The organism is Citrobacter sp. Cf132 (assembly GCF_030333885.1).
Lineage (GTDB): Bacteria > Pseudomonadota > Gammaproteobacteria > Enterobacterales > Enterobacteriaceae > Citrobacter > Citrobacter freundii.
In genome coordinates this window covers 36,660-63,052 of record NZ_JAOWFA010000053.1, presented here as the reverse complement: position 1 = coordinate 63,052, position 26,393 = coordinate 36,660, and the positions used below count along the sequence as shown (strand labels likewise).

At 50.5% G+C, this 26,393-nt stretch carries 28 protein-coding genes; 8 read left to right on the top strand and 20 right to left on the bottom strand.

The window, feature by feature from the left end; genetic code table 11:
• Positions 1 to 25: 25 nt before the first annotated feature.
• The 10 genes from OGV85_RS11015 to OGV85_RS10970 all read right to left on the bottom strand — a co-directional run bounded on the left by OGV85_RS11015 (position 26) and on the right by OGV85_RS10970 (position 10,177).
• Positions 26 to 1,810, bottom strand: a complete 1,785-nt coding sequence (locus OGV85_RS11015; protein ID WP_032949209.1) for a diguanylate cyclase — start codon at positions 1,808 to 1,810, stop codon at positions 26 to 28.
• A gap of 119 nt (positions 1,811 to 1,929) precedes the next feature.
• Positions 1,930 to 3,039 carry an AI-2E family transporter gene (locus OGV85_RS11010; protein ID WP_044712332.1) on the bottom strand — a complete coding sequence of 370 codons (1,110 nt, stop codon included), beginning with the start codon at positions 3,037 to 3,039 and terminating at the stop codon, positions 1,930 to 1,932.
• 165 nt (positions 3,040 to 3,204) lie between these two features.
• Complete coding sequence (locus OGV85_RS11005) at positions 3,205 to 3,687, bottom strand: glutathione peroxidase (protein ID WP_003029247.1); 483 nt, start codon at positions 3,685 to 3,687, stop codon at positions 3,205 to 3,207.
• A gap of 84 nt (positions 3,688 to 3,771) precedes the next feature.
• Positions 3,772 to 5,736: a putative bifunctional diguanylate cyclase/phosphodiesterase gene (locus OGV85_RS11000; protein ID WP_286553539.1), complete on the bottom strand. Its 1,965-nt coding sequence runs from the start codon at positions 5,734 to 5,736 to the stop codon at positions 3,772 to 3,774.
• Positions 5,737 to 5,753: 17 nt separating this feature from the next.
• On the bottom strand, positions 5,754 to 6,248 hold the full coding sequence (locus tag OGV85_RS10995; RefSeq protein ID WP_003029241.1) for a putative pterin-binding protein: 495 nt from the start codon (positions 6,246 to 6,248) through the stop codon (positions 5,754 to 5,756).
• A gap of 409 nt (positions 6,249 to 6,657) precedes the next feature.
• Positions 6,658 to 7,299: a helix-turn-helix transcriptional regulator gene (locus tag OGV85_RS10990; protein ID WP_003029239.1), complete on the bottom strand. Its 642-nt coding sequence runs from the start codon at positions 7,297 to 7,299 to the stop codon at positions 6,658 to 6,660.
• A 127-nt stretch (positions 7,300 to 7,426) separates the two neighbouring features.
• A complete protein-coding gene (locus OGV85_RS10985) occupies positions 7,427 to 8,395 on the bottom strand; it encodes a threo-3-hydroxy-L-aspartate ammonia-lyase (protein WP_003029236.1) in 969 nt (322 codons plus the stop codon).
• A 27-nt stretch (positions 8,396 to 8,422) separates the two neighbouring features.
• Positions 8,423 to 8,818 carry a RidA family protein gene (locus tag OGV85_RS10980; protein WP_003029233.1) on the bottom strand — a complete coding sequence of 132 codons (396 nt, stop codon included), beginning with the start codon at positions 8,816 to 8,818 and terminating at the stop codon, positions 8,423 to 8,425.
• Between the two features lie 222 nt (positions 8,819 to 9,040).
• The gene (locus OGV85_RS10975) at positions 9,041 to 9,349 is read right to left on the bottom strand and encodes a monooxygenase (protein ID WP_003836470.1); all 309 of its coding nucleotides are present in this window, start codon (positions 9,347 to 9,349) and stop codon (positions 9,041 to 9,043) included.
• Between the two features lie 36 nt (positions 9,350 to 9,385).
• Positions 9,386 to 10,177 (bottom strand): PhzF family phenazine biosynthesis protein, encoded by a 792-nt coding sequence (locus OGV85_RS10970; RefSeq protein ID WP_044699919.1) that lies wholly within the window; start codon positions 10,175 to 10,177, stop codon positions 9,386 to 9,388.
• A 129-nt stretch (positions 10,178 to 10,306) separates the two neighbouring features.
• Here OGV85_RS10970 and OGV85_RS10965 point away from each other — a divergent pair, with 129 nt between their 5' ends.
• Positions 10,307 to 11,005 carry an RluA family pseudouridine synthase gene (locus OGV85_RS10965; RefSeq protein WP_032949212.1) on the top strand — a complete coding sequence of 233 codons (699 nt, stop codon included), beginning with the start codon at positions 10,307 to 10,309 and terminating at the stop codon, positions 11,003 to 11,005.
• 39 nt (positions 11,006 to 11,044) lie between these two features.
• Here OGV85_RS10965 and mdtK read toward each other — a convergent pair whose 3' ends face one another.
• Positions 11,045 to 12,418 carry a multidrug efflux MATE transporter MdtK gene (gene mdtK, locus OGV85_RS10960; protein ID WP_044699913.1) on the bottom strand — a complete coding sequence of 458 codons (1,374 nt, stop codon included), beginning with the start codon at positions 12,416 to 12,418 and terminating at the stop codon, positions 11,045 to 11,047.
• 217 nt (positions 12,419 to 12,635) lie between these two features.
• Between mdtK and OGV85_RS10955 the strand changes: the two genes are divergently transcribed.
• Positions 12,636 to 13,283 carry a riboflavin synthase gene (locus OGV85_RS10955; RefSeq protein WP_003029220.1) on the top strand — a complete coding sequence of 216 codons (648 nt, stop codon included), beginning with the start codon at positions 12,636 to 12,638 and terminating at the stop codon, positions 13,281 to 13,283.
• A gap of 41 nt (positions 13,284 to 13,324) precedes the next feature.
• On the opposite strand, the gene cfa is transcribed toward OGV85_RS10955, so the two are convergent.
• Entirely contained in the window at positions 13,325 to 14,473 is a 1,149-nt protein-coding gene (gene cfa, locus OGV85_RS10950; protein WP_003836458.1) for a cyclopropane fatty acyl phospholipid synthase, read from the bottom strand.
• Positions 14,474 to 14,763: 290 nt separating this feature from the next.
• Positions 14,764 to 15,969, bottom strand: coding sequence for a purine nucleoside transporter PunC (gene punC / locus OGV85_RS10945; protein WP_061548231.1), 1,206 nt, complete (start codon positions 15,967 to 15,969; stop codon positions 14,764 to 14,766).
• 113 nt (positions 15,970 to 16,082) lie between these two features.
• On the opposite strand from punC, the gene punR reads away from it, so the two are divergent.
• Positions 16,083 to 17,015, top strand: a complete 933-nt coding sequence (gene punR, locus OGV85_RS10940; protein ID WP_003029215.1) for a DNA-binding transcriptional activator PunR — start codon at positions 16,083 to 16,085, stop codon at positions 17,013 to 17,015.
• On the opposite strand, the gene purR is transcribed toward punR, so the two are convergent.
• Positions 17,012 to 18,037, bottom strand: coding sequence for an HTH-type transcriptional repressor PurR (gene purR, locus OGV85_RS10935; RefSeq protein ID WP_003029211.1), 1,026 nt, complete (start codon positions 18,035 to 18,037; stop codon positions 17,012 to 17,014). The genes punR and purR overlap by 4 nt on opposite strands.
• Positions 18,038 to 18,334: 297 nt before the next feature.
• Between purR and cydH the strand changes: the two genes are divergently transcribed.
• Together cydH and OGV85_RS10925 are read left to right on the top strand one after the other, a co-directional pair.
• Positions 18,335 to 18,424: a cytochrome bd-I accessory subunit CydH gene (gene cydH / locus OGV85_RS10930; RefSeq protein ID WP_003029209.1), complete on the top strand. Its 90-nt coding sequence runs from the start codon at positions 18,335 to 18,337 to the stop codon at positions 18,422 to 18,424.
• A 175-nt stretch (positions 18,425 to 18,599) separates the two neighbouring features.
• Entirely contained in the window at positions 18,600 to 19,769 is a 1,170-nt protein-coding gene (locus OGV85_RS10925; RefSeq protein WP_016150189.1) for an MFS transporter, read from the top strand.
• 39 nt (positions 19,770 to 19,808) lie between these two features.
• Here OGV85_RS10925 and sodB read toward each other — a convergent pair whose 3' ends face one another.
• Both sodB and OGV85_RS10915 read right to left on the bottom strand, forming a co-directional pair.
• The gene (gene sodB / locus OGV85_RS10920) at positions 19,809 to 20,390 is read right to left on the bottom strand and encodes a superoxide dismutase [Fe] (RefSeq protein ID WP_003029205.1); all 582 of its coding nucleotides are present in this window, start codon (positions 20,388 to 20,390) and stop codon (positions 19,809 to 19,811) included.
• Between the two features lie 127 nt (positions 20,391 to 20,517).
• Positions 20,518 to 21,348, bottom strand: a complete 831-nt coding sequence (locus OGV85_RS10915) for a C40 family peptidase (protein WP_032935840.1) — start codon at positions 21,346 to 21,348, stop codon at positions 20,518 to 20,520.
• Between the two features lie 334 nt (positions 21,349 to 21,682).
• On the opposite strand from OGV85_RS10915, the gene grxD reads away from it, so the two are divergent.
• Positions 21,683 to 22,030, top strand: coding sequence for a monothiol glutaredoxin 4 (grxD, locus tag OGV85_RS10910; protein ID WP_003832760.1), 348 nt, complete (start codon positions 21,683 to 21,685; stop codon positions 22,028 to 22,030).
• 54 nt (positions 22,031 to 22,084) lie between these two features.
• Here the strand turns inward: grxD and rnt are convergent, their stop codons facing one another.
• The 4 genes from rnt to OGV85_RS10890 all read right to left on the bottom strand — a co-directional run bounded on the left by rnt (position 22,085) and on the right by OGV85_RS10890 (position 25,084).
• On the bottom strand, positions 22,085 to 22,732 hold the full coding sequence (gene rnt, locus OGV85_RS10905) for a ribonuclease T (protein WP_003029200.1): 648 nt from the start codon (positions 22,730 to 22,732) through the stop codon (positions 22,085 to 22,087).
• A gap of 95 nt (positions 22,733 to 22,827) precedes the next feature.
• A complete protein-coding gene (gene gloA / locus OGV85_RS10900) occupies positions 22,828 to 23,235 on the bottom strand; it encodes a lactoylglutathione lyase (RefSeq protein ID WP_003029198.1) in 408 nt (135 codons plus the stop codon).
• A gap of 97 nt (positions 23,236 to 23,332) precedes the next feature.
• The gene (locus tag OGV85_RS10895; RefSeq protein WP_003029197.1) at positions 23,333 to 24,430 is read right to left on the bottom strand and encodes an alkene reductase; all 1,098 of its coding nucleotides are present in this window, start codon (positions 24,428 to 24,430) and stop codon (positions 23,333 to 23,335) included.
• 54 nt (positions 24,431 to 24,484) lie between these two features.
• Complete coding sequence (locus OGV85_RS10890; RefSeq protein WP_003836447.1) at positions 24,485 to 25,084, bottom strand: TetR/AcrR family transcriptional regulator; 600 nt, start codon at positions 25,082 to 25,084, stop codon at positions 24,485 to 24,487.
• 101 nt (positions 25,085 to 25,185) lie between these two features.
• On the opposite strand from OGV85_RS10890, the gene OGV85_RS10885 reads away from it, so the two are divergent.
• Both OGV85_RS10885 and OGV85_RS10880 read left to right on the top strand, forming a co-directional pair.
• Entirely contained in the window at positions 25,186 to 25,425 is a 240-nt protein-coding gene (locus OGV85_RS10885; RefSeq protein ID WP_003029191.1) for a DUF1289 domain-containing protein, read from the top strand.
• Positions 25,426 to 25,474: 49 nt separating this feature from the next.
• Positions 25,475 to 26,371 carry an aldo/keto reductase gene (locus OGV85_RS10880; protein WP_003029189.1) on the top strand — a complete coding sequence of 299 codons (897 nt, stop codon included), beginning with the start codon at positions 25,475 to 25,477 and terminating at the stop codon, positions 26,369 to 26,371.
• Positions 26,372 to 26,393: the final 22 nt, after the last annotated feature.

Below are 26,393 nucleotides of genomic sequence, written 5' to 3'. Positions count from 1 at the left end.
GCCTGGCGTTGAGGTAAAGCCATGTTCAACTGGCCTCCAGCATGCCAAAGCTCACGATGCGCGAACGTCCCAGCTCTTTAGCGCGATACAGTGCCACGTCTGCAGCACGCAGCAGGTTGTCGCTCTGGGCGTGCTGCGGATAGCTGGCTACGCCAATAGAAACATCGACGTGACCAATTTCAGAGACGCCAAAGCGCAGCGACAGTTCGCGTACGCCGTTATAAATATCCGTCGCAAGGCGGTTGGCGGCCTGTTCATCCGTATTGGCCAGCAGCACCAGAAACTCCTCACCGCCATAGCGGAAGGCCATGCCGCTGTCGTGAACCACGCGCTGAATGGTGGCGGCGATACTTTTTATCACGCTGTCTCCCGCCTCGTGACCAAAGCGATCGTTAATATTTTTAAAATGGTCAATATCGATCATCAGGCAACTGATCGGCTCCTTGTTGCGTACGGCCTGGCTCATCTGAGTGCGTAAGGTATCTTCCAGATGATGACGGTTGCGTAGACCAGTTAGCGGATCGTAGAGCGCTTTCTCCAGCAGGGCGTCACGCAGACGCTGGTTGGCTAATGCGAGGCCGAGTGCTTCTGCCATTAGCTCCAGATACGCACGAGAGGGGGCGGAATCATCGCTAAGGTTCTGGAATGAGAGCAGACCGATGGCTTCTCCCTGGGCAATCAGTGGAACGCACAGGGTATGCTGCTGGCATGAGTCCGGCAGATGGTAGCAGGCGATATCGGGTTCACCTTGTACCGGAGGGTGGCTCTGGCCGCGGCGCACAGCCCAGCATTCGTCCGGGTGGAACGCATCCGCTTTACCCTGCGGTGAGAGCCATTGTGCAACGCAGCGCATTTGCCAGGGTTCCCGGTCCAGTATGTAAAGCCGCCCGGCAATACCTGGGGCAATATTCGGTGCAAACAGTTCCGCCACATTGATGACATCGGCAAAATTCTCGCAGCCCTGCAGACGCTGCGTCATACGTGCCAGCAGATCGCGGATTGCCCAGTCGGCATCTCGCTCCTTCTCCAGTCTCTGACGAGCCAGACCGTTCTCGCGGAATATCCGGATCGCCTGTGCCATGTCGCCTATTTCGTCTATCTGGTTAAAGCTGGGCGTCTCAACGGCATAATCCTGCGATGCGAGACGGTTTACGACATCGCTCAAACGCACGACGGGGCGCAGGACACGACGCTTTAAAATGAAACCGAGAACGAATAAAAACAGCAGCGCCGTCAGACCGACCATCACTTCAGAGGCCGTCCGCAGCATGCGGGATGACTGGGTTGCATCTTCAATCGTGTTGCGTACGCGGCTATCGAGTAACTGGCGGAAATGATCTATACGGTCCTGGGCTCGCTCCAGTTCCTGTTCATAGGCTTTTCCGTACAGCAGGGCGATGGCCTGCGACTCTTCTCCACGCGCGACGCTGGCAAGCGCCTCGGCCTGCTCATCCTGCAGAGCATCCACAATCCGCAGCCCTTCATGCAATAGCGCCAGCTCTTCATCCATTGCACCAAGGTCTTTGAGCTTCGACAGACGATGCTCAACGGCTTTCAGCGACGCTTCTTTCTGGCGGTAGGCGTTGAGCACCTCAGGATCTTTTGCAATAACATAGTCGCGCGCCAGGTCGGACAGCGACCAGGCATCGAGTTCGACTTCTTCGGTAAGTTGATCGAACTGATAACGCTGTTCTACCACCTGGCGTTCTGTGTTATCGGCGCTGGATGCCATCAGCATGACAACGCCTGAAGCGATGGTCAGACATACCGTCGCGCTATAGGCCCAGTTGGTGATTGTGGCTATTCGCACTGATTAGTTCCTTCTGCGACGATTAATGAATACGCATGATTGAAATTATAGGAAACGTATGATTTTGCGTGAAAATAAAAAAGGCGGTCCTTAAACCGCCTTCTGTTATCGTCCTGCAATCAAAAATCTGGAGGATTTTTTCCTTCTTCCATAAAGGCTTCGTCGATTCCTTCTACGTTACCTTCATGGTCACGCCCGGAAAACAGGTTCCAGCAGGTAATGAATAGTGCGGCAACCAGGGGGCCAATCACAAAGCCGTTAATACCGTAGATCTCCATGCCGCCGAGAGTGGTAATCAAAATCAGATAGTCCGGCATTTTGGTGTCTTTACCTACCAGCAGCGGGCGCAGGATATTGTCCACCAGCCCGACGATAATCACGAAGAAGCCAACGATAAACAGCCCTTGCCATAGCTGATGGGTGGCGAACAGAAATATTGCTGCTGGTACCCAGACGATCGCTGAACCGACGGCGGGCACGAGGGAGAGAAACGCCATCAACGCGCCCCACAGAACGCTACCATCGATATCTACAATCGCAAACGCGATGCCGCCAAGAATACCCTGAACCAAAGCGACGACCGCCGTGCCCTTGACGGTTGCCCGCGTCACGCCGACGAATTTTGCAAACAGGTGCTGTTTGGCAAAATCAGAAAGCGGTAATGAGTCCAGAATCTGGCGCACCAGGTACGGTCCGTCCTTCAGTAAGAAGAACAGTAGATACAGCATGATGCCAAAGCTAATAGCAAAGCCGAATGTTCCTTTACCAATCAGGAACGCGCTGCCGGCGAGGTATTGTCCACCCTGCAGCACGACATCGGACAGTTTTTTCTGGATCTGCGCGACATCATCCAGATTGTGTTCTGCCAGAAAACCTCTGGCCCAGTCAGGAAGATACGAAAGAACAGAAGCGACGACCTCCGGGAACTGCGTGTCATTCTGTTGCAGTTTGGTGTACACCACGTTCAGTTCAATGGCCAGCGATGACAGGATTACCATCAGCGGGATAAAGACAATCAGACAGATAATGACGATGGTAATCAACGATGCCAGTCCGTTGCGTTCGCCAAGCGCGCTGCGCAGTCTGTTTTTTACCGGGTTAAAGATAGTCGTTAATATCGCGGCCCACAAAATGGCGGAAAAGTAGGGGGACAGCACATCGAAGAATGCCCAGGTCACGAGGGCAAGTATGAAAATGAAGAAACCTTTAGTCAGTCCGTTAAATCGCATTAGTAAACCCTGTAATGAAAAGCAGTCCAGACTATAGAACCGTTCAGGGGATTTACCAACTTTAGCTGAAGATTGCCGCTTATTTTGGCTAATACGGTGACTTACTGAAGATAAAAACCAATGAATATCCACAGTGTTAATGTGATATTTGAATGACAGCAACCATTAGATTTTTAGTGCATCAAAGATGACGGTATCTATTTTTTCTGGAGTGGTGAAGGGGGCAAAACGCTTAAGCGGTTTTCCGTCGCGTCCGACCAAAAATTTAGTGAAGTTCCACTTGATCCTCCCACCCAGTATGCCGGGTAATTCATCTTTCAGGTAACGAAATACTGGGTGTGTAGCGGCACCGTTAACCTCCACTTTCTCAAACATTGGAAAACTCACGCCGTAGTTGACGTAGCAGGTCTGCGCGATTTCGTCGGCCCCACCGGGTTCCTGCTTACCAAACTGGTTGCAGGGGAAACCAAGCACCACCAGGCCCTGTGTGTTGTATTTCTTATACAGTGCTTCAAGGCCCGCATACTGTGGCGTAAAGCCACAATGGCTGGCGGTATTAACCACCAGTACCAGTTTGCCTGCATAGTCGGCCATTGAAATAAGCTGACCATTCAGGCTGGTGGCGGTAAGTTGATGAAAAGTACTCATTTTTTAAACCTCAGGTCAGGGTGAGTTTAGCATCGACATTGCCATTCAGCGCGTTACGGGCAGTTGAAGCCTGATAGAAAATCTTCATGGCATCGTTTTTCTGTTGTTTATTGGCACAACTTGACCATTTCTGATTTCCTCATTGACACAAGGTTGAGGTTTACCAAACAGATATCCTTGGGCGAAATCGCAGCCCAGCGCCTGAAGGCTTTTTAGTTGTTCCTGAGTTTCAACACCTTCAGCAACAGCCTTCATATTGAGTGATTTCGCCATGCCCGTGATCAGTTTGATGATATTAAGCGCATCTTCATGTGTGGATATTGAATGCACAAAAGATTTGTCTATTTTAATTTTATCGAAGGCAAGCTTGCTCAGGCGCGAAAGAGAAGAATATCCGGTACCAAAATCATCGATGGAGATTTTTACGCCCAGGGCTCTGAGTTTATTAAGCGTATTCATCGGTGTCGTACTCTCAGTGAAGAGAGAGGACTCTGTTACTTCCAGTTCAAGACGATCGGCTGGGAGTCCAGTTTCTTTCAGAATAGACAGTACGATACCGACAAAGGCTTTGCTGCTTAGCTGGACAGGAGAGACATTTACTGAAATTTTAGCAGGAACCGCCCAACAAGCCGCTTCCCTGCAGGCAATTTCAAGCACTGCTTTCCCCATCTCATTAATCATTCCGGTTTTTTCAGCAACAGGAATAAAGCTATCCGGCGACAGGAGGCCCTTCAGAGGATGGAGCCAACGAATTAGGGCTTCATAGCTATAAATTTCCTGGCTGAAGGAGTCAACAATGGGCTGGTAATAAACCACGAATTCTTTGTTCACTATTGCCAATGCCATATCATGCTCAAGCGTTCTGCTTTCTTGTAGCTTTTCTAACATTCGTTGTCGGAAGACTTTTATCTTACCTGAGCCTTCACCTTTGGCTTCATAAAGGGCCAGATCGGCAAATTTATAAAGATAGTCGGAACGACGTTCAGTGTCTGAGATAACAATGCCAACACAGGTGGTTATGTTGATAATCGTGTTATAAATAGTGTAGGGCTGGCTGATAAATTCACATATTTTCTGGGCCCGCGAAACGGCGTGGCTTTCTGTCAGGCCACTTGAGAGAAACGCAAATTCATCTCCACCCAGGCGATACAGCGTATCCGAAGTAAGGCTCATTGAAACCAGTCGGTCTGATATCTGGCGTAGCAACATATCACCGGCATCATGACCATACGTATCATTTACCTCTTTGAATCGATCTAAATCAAACAACATCACAGTCACAGAATCGTGATTTTTTTCTGCTATCTCAATTGTTTTATTTAAATCGCTCCAGAATAGTTGACGATTATTCATCTCGGTAAGAGAGTCATGGTAGACGTCATATTCCAGTTTAGCATTCTGGATTTGCAGCTTTTCTTTAGATTTCTGCAGTTCTTCGGCAAGACTCTTGACCTGCAGGTACGCCCGCAGAATATTTCTGTTTTGATAGAAAATGAGCACGCCCAGGATCGCACTCAGTATTATCAGCAGCACCGAGGTTGCTGAGTAAATATAGTACAGCGTTTGAATTTTTTGGTTGGCGTTATTGATCGAGTTAACATCTTTGTTTAACGCACCAGATGAAAGACGACCCAGTGGCGCATCCAGAGTATGCATTTTTTTCAGATAAGCCTGGAGTGCTGAACGGTTCATTTTCTCTAGATTAACATCCAGAAAACTAAGAGTGTTTTCAAGTTTTACCGCCAGCTCACGGTGGGCTATATTGCTTTCTATGTAGCGCCCCAGGTCACCTTCTTTTATTAAATCACTCTGGCTGAGCATAATGTCGAGGCGCATGCGTACATCATCGAGATTCATCGTGTCATCGATAGTGTAAAGACCCAGCAATGACTCGAATCGGTAATATTGTGATACCAGCTGAGCAGCAGACCAGGAATCGGTGTAGTGAGTCAGTTTCTGTAACTCTTGTTGCCGTTCATGCACGAGGAAAGAGATATATCCGGTAGATATAAAAAGAAAAAAGATGATGCCAGCCAGTATTCTGTTCATGATGTTCCTCTGAACGTTTACTCAATATCCATACTACTGACCTGCCATGCAGACCTTGAATAATAAATCTGATTATTCAGTTCCGGCATGCTGTCATAGGGGTACACAATGAATAAAGGACCTTTATCACGGATGCGCATATATTTTCCGTTGATTTTTAACGCAAGGATGGCATTGTATTTTTTGAAATCACTGAGAGGGATTACGGTGGTGTAGTCATTGAGCGCAGTGACCTTTACAACCGAGCCGCTCGCGCCGACGTAATCCATGAGCTTTTGTAGTGGAATACCCGTAAAAGTAGTGCGTCCATTATACCAGGGGGAGGTGGTCTGGAAACTGACCATGCCCAGCTTCTCAAGGCTGGCGGTATCAAAAACGGCTTTCCCGTCTGCATTTGTATTTTCAATATTACCGGACAGCGTTAAAAGAACTGTACCGGAAGGCTGGGGAAGTTCACCTGCCCAGAGCTGGGTGGTGAGCACAAAGCTTACTAACATGACGATTAACCGCATTCTTACCTCACCAATCAGCCGGATGTAAAAGAATTATAATTTAGATATCACTCTATTTATATATATTGCATAGGTATTATTGATGCAATAAATTCAGCTTTATTTTTATTCACCTAAATCAATGGGTTAGATTTTGTTTGTTTTATTATGATGTTTAATCAATGCTGATGGAGTTATTAGAGGAAAACGTAATCTCACTATGTATGTACAAAAATAAATCATTTATTGACCCAGTGCCAATAAATACCTACGAAAATAAAGGTTTATTTTTTTCCCTGCGGCGGGCGTTGTTTACTGGTTGATGGCTATATCGGATACGAAGCGGGCCAAAGTATAGCGGGAGCGCTTCGTGTCGGTAATCAAGAACAGACTTTTTATACTGCGGCTGGTGCGGTTCAACAGAACCCGTTTATTCACCCGCCTGAACTGACTGGCGGGCATACAGGTAGGCGGTGGCCCTCGATACGCCCAGATGCTGCGCCACCGTATCCATAGATTTGCGTACGTTGAGCAAACCGTCCTGGCGTAATTGTTGAATCAGCAGCTTACGGTCTTGAGGTTTAAGGGCTCGGGCCGTCGTAGCGCGTTTAGCGGCAAAGTCATCAATACGCTGGCGGATGACTTCGTTACTGCCGGGATCGATATGTTCCTTAATGGGGGAGTTTTCGGTTTCAGTAAAACGCGCAAGAGCACTCTGCATACCACGAAACAGTGTCATATCTACATTCAGACAGAGAGCTGCTACGTATCTGCCTTCTTCGTCCTTGATGCCAATTGAGGTACTTTTCACCGGGCGACCATCGGCAAACTGATTACTGTAGTTCGCAATGATGCTGGGAAAGTCAGGCGATGCGATTCTCGCCAGGCCAAGCTCGGTTGCTGGCTGGCCGGGTTGACGTCCGGACAGATTATTATGGATGGATAAAATGGCATGTTCAGGATTTTTGAGGTCATGAACCACCACTTCGCAAAACGGAGAGAAGGTCTCACTCAATCCCCTGGCGATAGTATCAATTTGGCTGAGAAGCGAGTTATTGTCGGTTTTTGGCATGCCAGTCTCCTGCGGTGATGCCTGTTGCCATGATTGCGAGCAGTTTACAGTGACCTGGGATCGTTTTTCCAGACGGCAATGTACAGACAGTAACATTAGGGTATCTGCATCACAGATACCCTGTTTATCATCCGGCCAGAAATTCACTGTAGCGGCTGATATCCACGTTTCCGCCGCTGATGATAATGCCGACTTTTTTGCCGCGAAGTTCAGCTTTGCGCGCTCTGGCGGCAGCAAAACCCAGACACCCGGTCGGTTCTACGACGATTTTCATGCGTTCAGCGATAAATTTCATTGAGGTGATTAATTCAGCGTCTGAAACCGTCAGAATATCGTTCACGTTTTGCTGGATAATCTGAAACGTATAGTTCCCGAGATGTTGGGTCTGAGCACCGTCAGCAATGGTTTTGGGCGTATCGATATGAACAATTTTTCCGCTACGAAACGACTGTTGACCATCGTTACCCGCCTCAGGTTCAACACCATAGACGATGCAGTCAGGAGACAGATGTCTGGCCGCCAGAGCGGATCCTGAGAGCAGGCCGCCACCGCCCAGACAAACGAAAAGGGCGTCTAACTGACCCACTTCTTCAATCAGCTCTTTTGTGGCGGTGCCCTGGCCTGCAATCACGTGCGGATGGTCGTAAGGGGGGATCAGCGTTAATCCCTGTTTCTCTGCCAGGTCCCGACCAATTTTTTCACGATCTTCAGTATAGCGATCGTAAGTTACCACCTTTCCGCCATAGCCTTTTGTTGCTGCAACTTTAGCTACCGGAGCATCATGCGGCATGATAATTGTTGCTGGAATCCCCAATAATTTTGCCGACAGTGCAATGGCCTGCGCATGGTTACCGGAAGAAAACGTCACGACGCCCGCAGCACGTTGTTGTGGTGTGAACTGGCGTAGCGCATTCATAGCGCCGCGAAATTTGAAGGCACCCATTCTCTGGAAGTTTTCGCACTTAAAGAAGACTTCCGCGCCAAATTCTTCATTAACCGTTCGGGATGTCATCACCGGCGTTTTGTTAGCATAATCTGCGATGCGCTCTGCCGCAGCGGCAACATCGTTATAATCAGGCAGTGTCATTTCAGTCATTGTTGTTCACCTGTATGTTGTTAAATGTCACGCTTGCGGGGCCAGCGCCATAGCTTCAACTTCCAGCGCAAAACCATAATGAAGTTCCGCAACACCGGCTACTGCACGGGATGGACGGAAATCGCCGATCCACTCCCCATAGATTTTGTTAAACGTCGGCCACTGATTCATATCCGTCACATATACGCGAACTGACACCAGATGCTGGCGGGAAACTCCAGCACCTGCCAGACAAGCATCAATATTCTGTAGCACCAGCCGGGTTTGATCTTCAAAAGAGGCATCCGCTTTTTTCTCACCGTCGAAAGTGACCGGCAATTGCCCGGAAATGAAGACGAAACCGCCAGCCGTTGTACTGTGCGAGTAATGACCTGCTGGCGGGAAGCTTCCAGCAGATGAGTTCAGTGTAATGTCCGCGGACATAATAAACCTCCAGTAGCTGATGATTCATTTTGTATAAAATAATACGATTTGTATTATTTTATACGCCTTTATGCCACATTCGGCTAGAGATAATTTTCGCGGGTGATGATTTTGTGAACTATTGCAAATGTGGCTAACGTAAATAGCTAACCTGGGTAGGAACGAAGAGGGGAAGGCAGGAGAGTGAAGAAACGCCCCGGGCGGGGCGTCTAAGGCAAAATACTAGCCGATGTGACCGTGGTTAATTTTAGTTAACGGTTCATTGATATCGAAGATTTTGAACGTCACGTCTTCCACACCCAGATGCTTCAGACGGGCGGTATGCTTTTTGATATAGGCCTGAGCGGTGTCTTCGTCCCGGAACAGGTAGATGCCACCCGCTTCGTGATTTGCTTCGTTCTCGGTCCAGATTTTCCAGATGAACCCCGGCTCCTGGTTGATTGATTCGGCCAGTTCAACGAGCTGACTCGACATCTCAGCCCCAAACGGACCATGAAAATCAAAGTGTATCTGCACGAGTTTGTTCGACATAAATCCTCCATGGATTGGTTATTTCGGGTAAGGCTGCTAGCGCAGCAGCACTTTACCGGTCAGATAAGTTATTGCCTGTCCACTGATATAAACACGCGTTCCTGCTAACTGACAGCGTAAATCCCCGCCGCGCTCAGAGACCTGGCGCGCCAGCATCTGTGTTTTATTCAGTTTTGCAGCCCAGTAAGGGATCAGCATGCTATGTGCCGAGCCTGTGACCGGGTCTTCAGCGACGGCTTCACCCGGGCAGAAGAAACGGCTGACAAAATCGTATTCCCCGTCACCCGGCGCGGTGATGCACACCATTTTCCCCAGCGGAAGCATGGCGTGGATGTTTGGGCGAACAGCCTCAACCTGCTGTTGATTTTCCAACACCACCATGTAATCGCGTGCCACGCGCATCTCCTTGTATTCGGTGATGCCTAATGTTTCCAGCAGTAAAGCGGGCGGCATGGCAGATTCGCTTTGCCAGGCTGGAAAATCGAGCGTCAGCCATTCACCGCTGCGCGTGACCGTCAGCGGTCCCACAAAGCGGGTAGCAAAATGGATTTTTGTATCCGGGTAATCCAGATGTTCAAAGATGACATGCGCGGCGGCAAGCGTGGCATGCCCACACAGATTGATTTCACCCTGAGTGGTAAACCAACGCAGCTCAAAACCATTCTCATTGGCGACAAAAAAAGCGGTTTCTGACTGGTTATGCTGCTGCGCCATCTTTAATAATGTTTCATCGGGCAACCAGTCCGTGAGCGGACAGACTGCTGCGGCATTACCGCCAAACGTCGTGGTGGTAAAGGCATCCACCATGTAAAAATCGATTTGTTGCACAGAATAACCCTCTCATCGCACTCAGGATAAATCACACTCTACCATGCCAGCCATTGGGTCAGCGCTCCGATTCGCCACTGCGGTGAAAATTCGTTATCATCCGTCCCCACACCTCATTCTGGCCGCCTGATGTCTACGATCCTCGATACCTTTATTGCCCCGCCTTGTCATGACGAGATAGAGACCCTCTATCGGGACGAGCATCTGGTGCTAATCAATAAACCCAGCGGGTTACTTAGCTTGTCGGGCAAAAATCCGCAGAATCTCGATTCGGTACATCATCGGCTGGTACAGATTTACCCTGGCTGCACGCTGGTACATCGGCTTGATTTCGGCACTTCTGGACTGATGGTGGTCGCCCGTAACAAGGCTATCAACGCTGCACTTTGCCAGCAGTTCAGCCAGCGTACGGTCACTAAGGTGTACAGCGCACTGTTATGCGGGCATCTGGAAAACGACGAAGGAGTTATCGATGCAGCGATTGCCAAAGACCCAGCGCTGTTTCCATTAATGTCAATTTGTGCTCTCAACGGCAAACCCGCACGCTCGCGCTATCAGGTTGTCGAGCGCTTTTATCATCGTCAGGAAAAGGGGGCGTTGCTCCCCTTGACGCGGGTACAACTGATGCCTGAAACCGGGCGGACCCACCAACTGCGGATCCACTGTCAGCTGTTGGGACATCCGATTTTAGGCTGTGATTTGTATGGCGGGCGTCTGCTGCCTGGCACTGAAAGGGTGCCGCGACTGATGCTGCATGCCAGTGAACTGCATTTCAGGCATCCCATTAGTGAAGCGTGGATGAACGCCCAAAACGCCAGTCCGTTCTGAGGATGTAAAAAAAGCCGCCAGACGGCGGCTATTTAGGCATTATCGTGCAGCTCGTTGCAATATAACCGCTGACGGCTGGCGTTGCAGAAAGCGCATCCGCAGCATCATCAGCACCGCCGCAGAGGTCAGGCCGATAATAAAGCCCATCCAGAATCCTGCTGGCCCCATTCGGTCAACTACCAGATCGGTCAGCGCCAGAATATAACCGCTCGGCAGACCCAGCACCCAGTAGGCTGTAAAGGTTATAAAGAAAATGGAACGCGTATCTTTATAACCACGCAGGATCCCGCTGCCAATAACCTGGATAGAGTCCGATATTTGATACACCGCGGCCAGTAACATGAGCTGCGCGGCCAGGGCGACAACTTCCGGATTATTGTTGTAGAGCAGGGCAATATGCTCGCGGAATGTCACGGTGAAAAGCGCCGTTACGACCGCCATGCAGACACCGACACCCAGGCCCGTTCTGGCTGCAGTTTGTGCATCCAGCGTGGAGCCCTGGCCCAGACGATAACCGACACGAATGGTGACGGCAGCAGCCAGAGACATCGGCAGGACGAACATTAACGAACTGAAGTTCAGTGCTATCTGGTGTCCGGCCACGTCGATAATCCCCAGCGGGGATACCAGCAGAGCGACCACTGCAAACAGCGTTACCTCGAAAAATAACGCCAGCGCGATAGGTAAACCCAGTTGCACCAGACGCTTCATTACTGCGGTGTCAGGTTTCTGGAAACCACGCTCATTACGGATATCGCGCATCGAGCGCGCACGTTTGATGTAAGAGAGCATGGCGATAAACATCACCCAGTAAACAGCCGCCGTAGCCACGCCGCAGCCTACGCCACCCAGTTCCGGCATGCCTAAATGTCCATAAATGAAAACGTAGTTAACCGGAATGTTCACCAGCAGGCCGAGAAAACCCATCACCATCGCTGGTTTAGTTTTGGCTAATCCTTCGCACTGGTTACGGGCTACCTGGAAGAACAAATACCCCGGTGCGCCCCACAGCAAGGCACGCAGGTAGCCAACGGCTTTATCCGCCAGCGCCGGGTCAATGTTATGCATGGAGCGAATAATGTACCCTGCGTTCCATAGCACAACCATAATCAGCACGGAGACGCTGCCCGCCAGCCAGAATCCCTGACGTATTTGATGGGCGATTCGATCCCGGCGTCCGGAACCATTGAGTTGCGCAATGACCGGCGTCAAAGCCAGCAGTAGTCCATGACCAAACAGAATGGCAGGTAACCAGATAGAGGTACCAATGGCGACTGCCGCCATATCAGTAGCGCTGTATCCGCCCGCCATGACGGTATCAACGAATCCCATTGCGGTTTGAGCGATTTGCGCAAGAATCACCGGTATTGCCAGAGCTAATAACTGACGCGCTTCACTTACATACTTTTGCACGTGTACACCACTATATTGTTGTTATTTGAGAGACTAAAAAAGCCGCCTTATATGGCAGCAAGGAGAAAAAGCAGGGGAAATTTCAGTCTATTGTAGCGAGGAATACGTAATTCTCCAGTGAAAAAACAGGCGCTGATGGCGCATTGCTGGCAACCTGAATTTCCACCTGCTATTGTGCTGTGCAGAGATGTCTTAATTGAGTTCAGGAGTAGGAAGTATGTTTACGGGTATTGTGCAGGGCACCGCAAAATTGGTGTCCATTGATGAAAAACCAAATTTTCGTACGCATGTTGTGGAGTTGCCTGAATATATGCTGGATGCGCTGGAGACCGGCGCATCGGTTGCCCACAATGGGTGCTGCCTGACGGTCACCGAAATTAACGGTAACCAGATAAGCTTTGACCTGATGAAAGAAACGCTGCGTATCACCAATCTGGGCGAACTGAAGGTCGGTGATTTGGTTAACGTTGAGCGTGCGGCAAAATTCAGTGATGAGATTGGCGGACATTTAATGTCGGGCCATATTATGACCACTGCCGAAGTGTCGAAAATTCTGACCTCGGAGAATAACCGCCAGGTGTGGTTTAAAGTCCAGGACCCGTCGCTGATGAAATATATCCTGTACAAAGGATTTATTGGTATTGACGGTATCAGTCTGACGGTCGGTGAAGTGACGCCGACGCGTTTCTGTGTGCACTTGATCCCGGAAACGCTGGAGCGTACGACGCTTGGCAAGAAAAAGTTGGGCGCAAGGGTTAATATCGAAATCGATCCCCAAACGCAGGCGGTGGTTGATACTGTTGAGCGTGTGCTGGCGGCGCGTGAAAGCGCCATCAGCAACATAACGGGAGAAGCGGGAGCCTAAGCCTGAGAGTTAAGCCCTCGTTGATACGGGGGCGATAACGATTAACGGGGAACGCGCAGGCCGTGTTCAACGCCGCGAGAAAAAACCACCTGCCATAACTGAATATCGCGAGCTCGAAACGCTCCGGCACAGGCGTTCAGATAATAGCTGAACATCCGTTTGAAACGTTCGGTATAGTTATCGGCGATTTCAGGCCAGGAGTTAATGAAACGTTCGTGCCAGGCCATCAGCGTCGTGTCGTAATCCGCGCCAAAATTATGCCAGTCTTCCATTACAAAATGTGGCTCGCTGGCGTTGGCAATCTGGCGAACTGATGGTAAACAGCCGTTCGGGAAGATATATTTATTGATCCACGGATCAACGTTATTGTCGGTCTTTTTGGAGCCGATGCTATGCAGTAAAAAGAGACCATCCGGTTTTAAATTGCGATCGACCACGTCAAAATAGGTGGCGTAGTTTTTCGGCCCTACATGCTCAAACATGCCGACGGAAACAATACGATCGAATTTGTCATTCAGGTCACGATAATCCTGCAGCAAAATTGTGACATCAAGCCCCGCACACCGTGACTGCGCCATTTTCTGCTGTTCTGCCGAAATGGTTACACCCACCACGCTGACGCCATATTCTGATGCCATAAACTGGGATAAGCCGCCCCAGCCGCAGCCTATATCGAGCACCCGCATCCCTGGCTTCAACTGCAGCTTTTCAGCAATCATTTTTAGCTTCGCCTGCTGGGCAGATTCCAGGGTATCGGCATCTTTCCAGTAGGCGCAGGAATACTGCATATAGGGGTCCAGCATGCGAGTAAAGAGATCGTTGCCTAAATCGTAATGTTCTTTGCCGACAACCCATGCACGCTTTTTGGTCTGCAAATTGAACAAGCGAGCAGCGGCAATTCGTAACGTATCTTTGAAGTGGCGGGGGAGTTGGTTTTCAAGACCGGCGCGTAGGACTTTACTAAAAAACATGTCCAGCCGGTCGCATTCCCACCAGCCATCCATATAACTTTCACCCAACCCTAACGATCCTTCCTGCAATACACGTTTGAAAAAATCGGGGTTCTTTACGCGAATATCCGCCGGTGCCGGGCCATTAATGGTAATGCCTGCACGGCTCAATAATTCATTGGTGATGCGGTACCAGTCATCATCCGGTACTCTGACGTCTTCTATACACGATGAACTCATAGCTTCTCCATCACTGGTCGGTGATCAGAACCTTAAAACAGCGTAGACGCTTTTTTGGGCTTTGTGAGAAATTTCACGGAATTAATCCGTGAATCTATAATCCGACGTAGAACAGAGGAAGGGAGGAACCCTTGCCGAAAAGACCATCCGTGGGAATACGGGAACATTCTTGTTCCCGCTAACACATAAAAATTATCGTTTTTTTAACATCCGGAAATCAGTATAGGCCTGAACTTTTGACGATTCAACCGATAATTCTTAGCGGGCTAATTAATTGCCCGCGACAATTATTAGTGAGACTCTCCATGGGCAATTTGCGCGCGGTCATCTGTTTGCGGGGCGTCAGTTTTCTGCGATTGCATTTTGTAACCTACAGCAGCCAGCAATACCGTGGTCAGCATAACGCTGGTAGTGGTGAGCAGCGGGGTAGCAATCAACCAGGAAACGACAAGGCTTGCCAGGAAGCATAAACCCAGTTGCAGCGTATTCTGCAATGCGGCAGCGCGTCCAGTGGCCTGTGGGAAAGGGCGTAATGCCTGCGCGACAACGATAGGGTAGATTGCGCCGTTCGCAATCGCCATAACGCAGAATGGGATCAGGATTTCAGCCAATGCGACATGATGAATAAAGCCGGTCGCCCAGGTGCCTACAACGCTGAAGGCATACAGAATGAGTAACCAGGGCAGCAGCTGACGACCCTGCCATTTTTGCAGCGCAGCACGACAGCCGTAACCACCGATTAAAAAGGCGATAGTTTGCGGAACATAGCTCAGACCAATTACCGCTGGGCTATAACCCATTTCGCTAAGGATGAACGGGGAACCCGTCAGCCATGCAAAAAAGCTCGCGGAACAGGCGGCATAAATCAGCACGTTTCCACGGTAAGTTTTCGAGCGCAGCAAGGTGGTGAAAGTCAGTTTATCCTGGCTGTCATCGCGTGCTTTAGCTGAAGGCTTTAAACGCAGCGCCGGAAGCATCAGAATCAGAGTAATGGCGAACAGGGTGGCAAAAATGGCCTGCCAGGAAAAATGTACCAGGATCCAACTACCTAATAACGGGGCGAGGGCAGGTGATAACCCGACCAGCGGCATAATGGTGGCAAAGATGCGGTTTACTTTTTGTGAAGGATAATAGTCGGTAACCAGCGCTTGCCAGATAACCGATGCTGCACAGACGCCAACGGCCTGAACAAATCGCAGTACCAGCAGGCCTGTGGCGTTTTCAACCCACAGCATGCCCAGACTGCCCAGTGCGAAGATAGATAAACCCAGCAGCAAAATAGGCTTGCGACCATAGTGGTCAGAGAGCGGTCCCCACAGCAGTTGTGCGACGGCAAAACCGGCTAAGAACAAGCTCAGGCTAGCGCTGACGGCAGATGCAGGCGTTTGCAGATCGGACTGAATTGCGGCGAAGGCGGGCAGATACATATCTGTTGCCAGAAAGCCGAGCACGCTAAGGCCCGCTAGCCAGACTAAAAACCCTTTCCCAGGTTGCATCATTATTTCTCTTTTTTTAGCAATAGAACAATGCCGCTGAGTGTAGTGAGTGTAATTCTCGCTGTGAAACGCTAATATTTGCTTACTGATTTCAAAATTTTTGCAGGCAGAATATGTGGTCGGAATATTCACTTGAAGTGGTTGATGCGGTTGCGCGTAACGGTAGCTTTAGTTCAGCCGCACAGGAGCTACACCGTGTACCTTCGGCGGTAAGCTACACTGTGCGCCAACTGGAAGAGTGGCTGGCGGTACCACTTTTTGAGCGACGCCATCGGGATGTGGAATTAACTCCTGCCGGGGCATGGTTTTTAAAAGAAGGTCGCTCTGTTATCAAAAAAATGCAGATCACGCGCCAGCAATGTCAGCAAATTGCCAACGGCTGGCGCGGACAGCTGGCGATCGCAGTCGATAACATTGTCCGCCCGGATCGTACCCGACAGATGATCGTGGATTTCTACCGTCACTTTGATGATGTGGAGTTGTTAGTTTTTCAGGAAGTGTTTAACGGCGTATGGGACGCGCTGTCCGATGGACGCGTGGAGCTGGCCATCGGCGCCACACAGGCGATTCCGGTAGGGGGGCGCTATACCTTCCGCGATATGGGAATGCTGAGCTGGAGCTGCGTGGTAGCCAGCCATCATCCACTGGCATCAATGCCCGGACCGCTAAGTGATGATACGTTGCGCAACTGGCCGTCACTGGTGCGCGAAGATACCTCCCGTACACTGCCAAAGCGTATTACCTGGCTGCTGGATAACCAAAAGCGCGTCGTGGTGCCTGACTGGGAATCATCCGCTACCTGCTTATCAGCAGGGCTGTGTGTTGGCATGGTACCGACGCATTTTGCCAAGCCGTGGATCGATAGCGGCAAGTGGGTTGCGCTGCAACTGGAGAACCCCTTTCCTGATGCTGCATGCTGTCTGACATGGCAGCAGAACGATACGTCACCGGCATTGAGTTGGCTGCTGGACTATTTAGGGGATAGTGAAACGTTGAACAAGGAATGGCTGCGGGAGCCAGATGAGACTCCCGCACAACAGGCTTAACGGCGGTAATCTCGGAACGGACCGTCGGCAACGGAGCGACGCTCAACCAGACGTGGATGCACCTCGATAGACTGTGACTCTTCACGTTTATTCACGATACGGTCTAACAGCATGTTGAAGGCCGTTTCACCTAGTGAATCCTTCGGCTGGTGAATAGTCGTTAAGGCCGGCGTGAAGAAGCGGGCGTTGCGCACGTTGTCGTAGCCGATGAGTGAGACATCCTGTGGTACGCGCAGACCCATTTCGTCAGCGGCGCACAGCGCACCCATCGCCATAATATCGCCACCGCAGAAGACAGCGGTTGGACGATGCGATTGCGACAGAATTTGCTGCATGGCGCGATAGCCGGACTCAGGCTCGAAATCGCCCTGGACAATCCAGTTATCAGGCACTTTAATCAGCGCTTCTTCCATCGCTTTCATAAAGCCCGCCAGACGCCCGGCCCCGGTATTACGTTCCATTGGACCTGGGATCACGCCAATTTCACGATGACCGCGTTCTACCAGATACCGACCCGCCATGTAACCGCCTTCGAAGGCGTTATCAATGACCGTATCGGTAAAGTCGGCTTTAGCTTCGCCCCAGTCCATGACGACCATCGGAATATGGCGATACTCTTCGAGCATCGAAAGCAGCGACTCCGGATACTCAGAACACATCACCAGCAGACCATCAACGCGCTTTTGCGCCATCATCGACAGATAGGCCTGCTGCTTTTCGAGACTGTTCCATGCGTTACCTAGAATCAGCGTATAGCCTTTCTGGAAACAGTTTTTCTCCACGGCTTCGATAATTTCTGCGAAATAGGCCGCTTCGCTGCTGGTCGCCAGCAAGCCAATAGACTTGGTGTGATTCACCTTCAGGCTGCGGGCAACTGCGCTCGGAGAATAGTGCAGTTCTTTGATCGCTGCCCAGACAGCATTACGCGTTTCTTCCGCGACAAAGCGCGTCTTGTTAATTACGTGTGATACGGTTGTAGTGGAAACGTTTGCTCGCTTCGCTACATCTTTAATTGTTGCCATTACATCTCACTCCAGACCATATCCTAAGCTCCTGAGAATACTCCAGGTAAACGTTTGCCTTTACACACCCTTAGCGCAACGTAAGGGTTGCGGCACGCCGGGAAAACGACACGGAACGTCAGGAAGGGGTCAATGGCCGGTACGCTAATCAAGTAAGCGTGGAATTTTGTCTGATCTTAACGAAAAGGGGAAGAGTTAAAAGCAGTTATCAATATAAATCGTGAGAGATTTTTGCTTTCAAGTGTGTAAAAATGCGCAATATCACTTTTTGTGTGGGAATAAAAAGGAGAAAACTTGATGAGCACCGATCTGAAATTTTCGTTAGTGACTACCATTATTGTTCTGGGTTTGATCGTTGCGGGTGGCCTGACCGCAGCGCTGCATTGATTTCCCCGAGGGAGTTAGCTCTCCCTCACTCTTTCCGCTCGTCTATCTCTTCTATTGTTTGCGAATAAGCAAAAGTCTTTTGCAATTTTGTTAACTTTATTAATTTTGCGATCAATGTCATGCTTTTGACTCTTATTTTATGTCGCGCCACGGCTCGACGTTACGGAGTCGCAATATGAAACTCAATTATCCTTTACTGGCGCTGGCGATCGGAGCGTTTGGCATAGGCACCACCGAATTTTCGCCAATGGGATTATTGCCCGTCATAGCCAAAGGTGTGGATGTCTCGATTCCGGCGGCCGGCATGCTGATCAGCGCCTATGCGGTAGGTGTGATGGTAGGTGCACCGCTGATGACATTGCTGCTGTCTCATCGCGCGCGACGTAATGCTTTGATATTCCTGATGGCGATCTTCACGCTGGGTAATGTGCTTTCGGCTATCTCGCCGGATTACACCACGCTAATGCTATCGCGTATTTTGACCAGTCTTAACCATGGGGCCTTTTTTGGTCTCGGTTCAGTGGTTGCTGCCAGTGTTGTACCCAAACATAAGCAGGCCAGCGCCGTAGCAACGATGTTTATGGGGTTAACCATCGCCAATATTGGCGGCGTTCCGGCGGCGACATGGCTTGGTGAAACCATCGGTTGGCGCATGTCATTTATGGCCACTGCGGGTCTGGGCGTCATTGCTATGGTCAGCCTGTTCTTCTCCTTACCCAAGGGTGGAGCCGGAGAGCGCCCGGATGTTCGCAGCGAACTGGCGGTACTTATGCGCCCACAGGTGTTGTCGGCGTTACTGACTACCGTACTGGGTGCTGGGGCGATGTTCACGCTTTATACCTACATCTCGCCGGTTCTGCATACTATCACTCATGCCACTCCGGCATTTGTTACCGGGATGCTGGTGTTGATAGGCATTGGTTTCTCGATCGGTAACTACTTTGGTGGCAAGTTTGCTGACCGTTCAGTCAACGGTACGTTGAAAGGCTTTTTACTGCTGCTGATGGTTATTATGCTGGCCATTCCTTTCCTTGCGAGTAATGAGCTGGGGGCGGCGATCAGTATGGTGGTCTGGGGCGCGGCGACGTTCGCGGTCGTTCCACCGTTGCAGATGCGTGTGATGCGCGTTGCCAGTGAAGCACCTGGATTATCATCGTCAGTCAATATTGGCGCGTTTAATCTGGGGAACGCTCTGGGTGCAGCGGCCGGTGGGGCGGTGATATCAGGCGGCCTGGGCTACAGTTTTGTGCCAGTGATGGGGGCGATTGTGGCGGGTCTTGCGCTGCTGCTGGTGTTTATTTCCGCAAGAAGACAGCCAGAAGAGGCTTTCACGACCACGAATTAATGCAAAAACGCAGAAGGAAGCCCTTCTGCGTTATCTTTTTTATGCTGCGAAGTTCTTCGCAACAAATTCCCAGTTCACCAGCGCCCAGAAATGTTCCAGGTAGCCAGGACGGGCATTGCGATAGTCGATGTAGTAGGCGTGTTCCCATACGTCAACGGTCATCAGCGGCGTCGCGTCGGTGGTCAGCGGAGTACCTGCGTTGGAGGTGGAGACGATAGCCAGTTTGCCATCAGTTCCTTTAACCAGCCAGGTCCAGCCAGAACCGAAGTTTTTGATAGCGGCATCGGTGAACTGCGCTTTGAAATCTGCAAAGCTGCCAAAGGAGGCGGCAATTGCATCGGCCAGTTTACCGGTTGGTTCGCCACCTGCGTTTGGTGCCAGGCAGTTCCAGTAGAACGTGTGGTTCCATACTTGTGCTGCGTTATTGAATACACCGCCTTCAGAGCTACGAACGATCTCTTCCAGTGATTTGCCTTCAAACGCCGTGCCTTTAATCAGATTGTTCAGATTGGTCACGTAGGTTTGATGGTGTTTGCCATAGTGATATTCCAGCGTTTCGGCAGAAATGTGCGGTGCCAGAGCATCTTTGGCATACGGTAATGCAGGTAATTCAAACGACATTGCTTCTCTCCTTATTATTTATATTGAGTACACACAATAGCCTCATTGTGAGTAAGGATAGGGTAGCAAATTGAAAGGTTATGCAAAAGAAGAACTTACCCTACAGCATGTTCTGTAGGGTAAGTTTTTAGCGAATTGTTTTTGGCGTCATTACCCGACGAGCGCCCACATAGTGGCGCTGCCAGTAATCTTCGCTCAGAGAGGTGATTTGAATTTCCTGCCCGCTACGCGGTGACTGAATAAACTTACCGTTTCCGACGTAGACGCCGACGTGATCGGCTGTTCCGCGACCCTGGGTACGAAAGAAGACCAGATCGCCATTTTTCAGTTCGCCACGTTCAATCGGTGCTGCATCACGCAGATGATACATTTCGTTCGCGGTACGCGGAATGCGGAACTTCACCAGATCTTTATAGGCGTAATAAACCAGACCGCTGCAGTCAAACCCGGTTCTTGGCGAGGAGCCGCCCCAACGATAAGGTTTACCGATTTGGTTCATCAAGGTGGACATAGCGGTTTTAGTCGCTTTCTGGACTTTCACTTTATGGGCGTCAGCAAGCGTAGTTGGTGCAGTGGTTTTCACCTTCACGCAGCGTGGTTTATGACCTTTGCGCGGTGTGCATTTTTCAGTCCAGGTAACAGCTGCGGTTTGTGCTACGGCAGTTTTACCACGACGATTTGCAGTTTTAGTCGACTTTGCCGGAGTGGCAGTGCGTTTTTTAGAAGAGGAAGCGGTTTTGGTGCTGGTTTTACTGGTGGTTTTTGTCGCCGTTTTCTTGCTGGTCTTTGTTGTTTTTTGGCTGGTTGTTGCGCTTTTCTTTTTATCTACCGTTTTGATGGTGTGAGAATTGGTAGGTGTCGTCCTGGCTTGCTTGGAAGCATGAGCCATAGGCGTAAAGGGCAGTGTAGTAAAAAGTAAAGCACAGAGCGTGATCGAGATTCGGTTTATCCGCGCCACTGAGCAGTCCTCTGGTAAGGCAGGTCTATCGTGCCTGCGTGTGATTTTCAAAACTTGACGATTCTAATCTATAGAAAGAGGGAAAGTTAATAGCTTTTTTTGTTTAAAACTATGTTTCGTAACCGACCGCAAAAAAAAACATCAATTAACGTTGGAGTTGGTGAACAGATAATCAAAACCACATGTTTGAAGGGGATAAATGAGATTATGAATGCAACTTTTAGCGTCAGGGGATAAAATAATAACGCGTAATGAAAATGTTATTTTCCGTTGCCTGTCTGACCCGTTACAATGTCAGACTACTGCCGTAAAAGAAGTTTAAGGAAGCAAGATAATGAGCACCACTATCGAAAAAATCCAGCGCCAGATCGCTGAAAACCCGATTCTCCTGTACATGAAAGGTTCTCCTAAACTGCCAAGCTGCGGTTTCTCCGCTCAGGCTGTGCAGGCGCTGTCAGCCTGTGGTGAACGCTTTGCTTACGTTGATATTCTGCAGAACCCGGATATTCGCGCCGAACTGCCGAAATACGCAAACTGGCCAACTTTCCCACAACTGTGGGTTGATGGTGAGCTGGTTGGCGGTTGTGACATTTTGATCGAAATGTACCAGCGCGGTGAGTTGCAGCAGCTGATTAAAGAAACAGCTGCGAAATACAAAACCGAAGAGCCGGACGCTGAGTAATATCAGCAGAAGTAAAAAAGCGACCTGAAATGGTCGCTTTTTTTTATGTCGCCGTTACGCTTCTTCAGGCACGGGAAGAGGCCAACCACCGAGACGTTTCCAGCGGTTAACGATTTCGCAAAACAGCACGGCCGTACGTTCGGTGTCATACAGTGCCGAGTGTGCCTGATTCCCGTCAAACTCCATTCCCGCCGCCAGGCACGCTTTTGACAACACCGTTTGCCCCAATGACAGACCGCTTAATGCCGCTGTATCAAAGGTGACAAATGGATGAAACGGATTCCGTTTCAGCGAGGCGCGTTCTGCTGCTGCCATCATGAAACTGTGGTCGAACGTAGCGTTATGCGCCACCATGATTGCCCGATTGCAGCCGCTGTCTTTAATGCCTTTACGCACCATTTTGAAGATGGCATGCAGAGCGTCATATTCGCTGACCGCGCCGCGTAGCGGATTGTTCGGGTCAATACCGTTAAAGGCGAGGGCCTCCGGCTGCAGATTCGCGCCTTCAAACGGCTCTACGTGGAAATGTAACGTCGTGTCCGGCATCAGCCAGCCTTGTTCATCCATTTTCAGTGTGATGGCTGCAATCTCAAGCAGCGCATCGGTTTTGGCATTGAACCCTGCGGTTTCGACATCAATGACGACAGGATAAAAACCACGAAAACGGTCACACAGACCGGAAAGTTGAGCGTTATCGGACATCTGGGTCTCTTAATACGGGAAAATTGCAGCGCGTATTATGGCAAAATGATGAGTATAAAACTACGGGCACAGACGATCTGCGCCCGAGGGGGAAGTTAGTCGCCCAGGCCGCGCCCGGCGTCTTTCTCTTCGATCAGCTCAATTTTATAGCCGTCCGGATCTTCAACGAACGCAATCACTGTGGTGCCGCCTTTTACCGGACCCGCTTCACGCGTTACGTTACCGCCATTCTGGCGAATACGTTCACAGGCTTCAGCCGCGTTGTCTACGCTCAGGGCGATATGGCCATAGGCAGTACCCAGCTCATACTTGTCGACACCCCAGTTATAGGTCAGTTCGATTACGGCTTCACTGGTTTCAGGACCGTAGCCGACAAAAGCCAGAGAGTACTTGTATTCAGGGTTTTCGCTGGTACGCAGCAGCTTCATGCCCAGCACGTTGGTATAAAACTCGATGGAACGCTGCAGGTCACCCACGCGCAGCATGGTATGGAGTAAACGCATCTTTTTCCCCTTCGAAAATGGCTAATACATTCAAAATGTTGTTTTAGTATAGCGGCGTTGTTACGCCGCTATCAATGGCAGAGCGGAGATTGTGACGTTAGAGGGTAGGATAGTCGGTGTAACCTTCCGCGCCGCCGCCGTAGAAGCTCTCGGCACGTTGCGGATTCAGTTCCGCTTTGCGTTGCAGACGCGCCACCAGATCCGGGTTAGCAATATAGGCGCGACCAAAAGCAACGGCGTCGATCAGACCTTTCTCGATCAGCGCTTCTGCCTTTTCAGGGGTGTAGGCACCAGCACCAATGATAGGACCGTGGAAGCGCGCGCGAACTTTTTCGCGGAACGCATCGGAATACGGCTCACCACCGGCCCAATCCGGCTCAGACATGTGCAGGTAAGCGATTCCACGCTTGCCCAATTGTTCAATCAGATACAGCGCATCGGCTTCTTCGTTCGGACCGTTGTCAACGTTCTGGAATGAGCCAATCGGGGAGACGCGAATACCAATACGATCGGCACCCCATTCTTTAATACCGGCATCAACCACTTCCAGCACAAGACGCGCACGATTTTCGACGCTACCGCCGTATTGATCGGTACGCTGATTAGAGGTTGGCGACAGGAATTGGTGCAGCAGGTAGCCGTGGGCAGAGTGCAGTTCAACCATGTCGAAACCCGCTTCGCGCGCGTTGGCTATCGCCTGGCGGAAGTCATTAACGATGCCCGGAATCTCTTCGGTTTCCAGCGCACGTGGCATTGAGGTATCGGCACGCGTTGCCAGGCCGTTTTCATCGCGCAGCGAGGTGCGGGTTCCAGCACTAATCGCGGAAGGTGCAACTGGAGCTTGACCATTTGGTTGCAGACTGGCGTGAGAGATGCGTCCGGTGTGCCACAACTGGACAGCAATATGACCTTGCTCAGCGTGTACGGCAGCGGTGATTTTCTTCCATGCGGCAATTTGCGCTTCGCTGTGTAAGCCGGGTGCTCCGGCATAGCCTTTCGCCTGTGCGGAAATCTGCGTCGCTTCGCTGATAATAAGACCCGCGCTGGCGCGTTGACGGTAATACTCGGCCATCAGCGGAGTAGGGATGTCGCCAGGCTCAATACTGCGCAGACGCGTCAGTGGCGCCATGAATACGCGGTTTGCTGCCGTAATGGCACCCACTTTCAGTGGGGAAAACAGTTTTTCAGATGACATGTGGCACTCCTGAATAGACCGGTCGTCTAGTAATAAAAGAAATAAAAACGCCTGTTAAACGGCAGGCGTTGTGATGATGTTTTTAACGTGCGCCAGCGCATTTTCCAGCGGAGTAGCGCTACGAGAAATCTTGGCCTGTAGGTTGGCGCCAAGCCACAGCGCATACAGTACTTGCGCCTGCTGTAACGGCTCGCCAACAAAGGACAGACAATGGCTGGCCTGACCTTTCTCCAGTGCCTGCGCTAACAGCACAATAATGTGCCGCGCGCCTTTATCCATCGCTGTGCGCATATCTTCTGACAGATCGCACACTTCGGCAGACAGTTTTACAGTTAAACAGCCGCTAATAATGCCGTGCTGGCTAAACTGGTTCAGGGTTTCCTGATAGTAGGCCAGAATGCGGTCGCGGTAGTTTCCCGCACCCGTATCAAAGTGCGTAGCCAGTCGCTGATGATAGGCCGCATAGTGGCGTTCCAGCATCGCGACACCGAACGCTTCTTTAGAGCGAAAATAATGATAAAACGAACCTTTGGGCACTTCAGCGGTTTTCAGTAGTTCGCTTAAACCCATGCCGGTGAAGCCGCGCTGCATACACAGCAGTTCGCCAGTCGCCAGTAGATGTTCGCGTGTATCGTGTTCAGTGATTTTGTTCATGAACAGGAGTGTAATAGACCAGTCGGTCTAATGCAATAGCGCTTGCGAGAAATTCAGTTAACGTCTTCAATAAGTATATCAATCTTACTAAAGGAGGGGATGTGGCCGAACAGCTGGAGTTTTTCCCCGTCCAGAGCCCATGCCGTGGAATATGTCAGTCTGACGAACGCGGATTTTGCCGTGGCTGTTTTCGCAGTCGGGATGAACGTTTTAACTGGCAAAAGATGAGCGATGCCCAAAAGCAGGAAGTGCTACGGCTTTGTCGTCAGCGCCTGATGCGTAAATTACGAGCGAACAAAGCTAACCCTTCGGAAGAACCGCAACAACCTTCACTCTTTTAAAAGCGTAATTGCGTATACTCGAGGCACATTCACTTAAAAGGAAGCTGCTATGGTTCAGCGTATTACTATTGCGCCGCAAGGCCCGGAATTTTCTCGCTTTGTGATGGGGTACTGGCGCCTGATGGACTGGAATATGTCCGCGCGCCAGCTAGTCAGCTTTATTGAAGAGCATCTGGATCTGGGCGTGACCACCGTCGATCACGCCGATATCTACGGTGGATACCAGTGTGAAGCGGCGTTTGGTGAGGCAATGAAACTGGCTCCGCATTTGCGTGAAAAAATGCAGATTGTGACCAAATGCGGGATCGCGACGACGGCGCGCGCGGAAAATGCGCTGGGACATTACATTACCGACAGCGCGCATATTATTGCCAGTGCGGAAGAATCGCTGAAGCTGCTGGCGACCGATCATATTGATCTGTTGCTCATCCACCGTCCCGATCCGCTTATGGATGCTGACGACGTCGCCGACGCTTTCAAAAAATTGCACCACAGTGGCAAAGTGCGTCACTTTGGTGTCTCTAATTTCACCCCGGCACAGTTCTCATTGTTGCAATCGCGTCTGCCGTTTACGCTGGCGACCAACCAGGTTGAAATCTCTCCGGTACATCAGCCGCTCCTGCTGGATGGCACTTTAGATCAACTGCAACAGTTGCGTATTCGTCCAATGGCCTGGTCCTGCCTCGGCGGCGGTCGCTTGTTTAATGACGATGCGTTCCAGCCATTACGAAATGAACTTGCCGCGATCGCAGAAGAGTTAAACGCGCAGTCTATTGAGCAGGTGGTGTACGCCTGGATTTTACGTTTGCCGTCTCAGCCGCTGCCGATTATTGGCTCAGGAAAAATAGAGCGCGTACGCGCCGCCATTGAGTCTGAGACGCTGAACATGTCTCGCCAGCAATGGTTCCGCATTCGTAAAGCTGCACTGGGTTACGACGTACCTTAATCGTGTTTTTGGTGCATCTCCG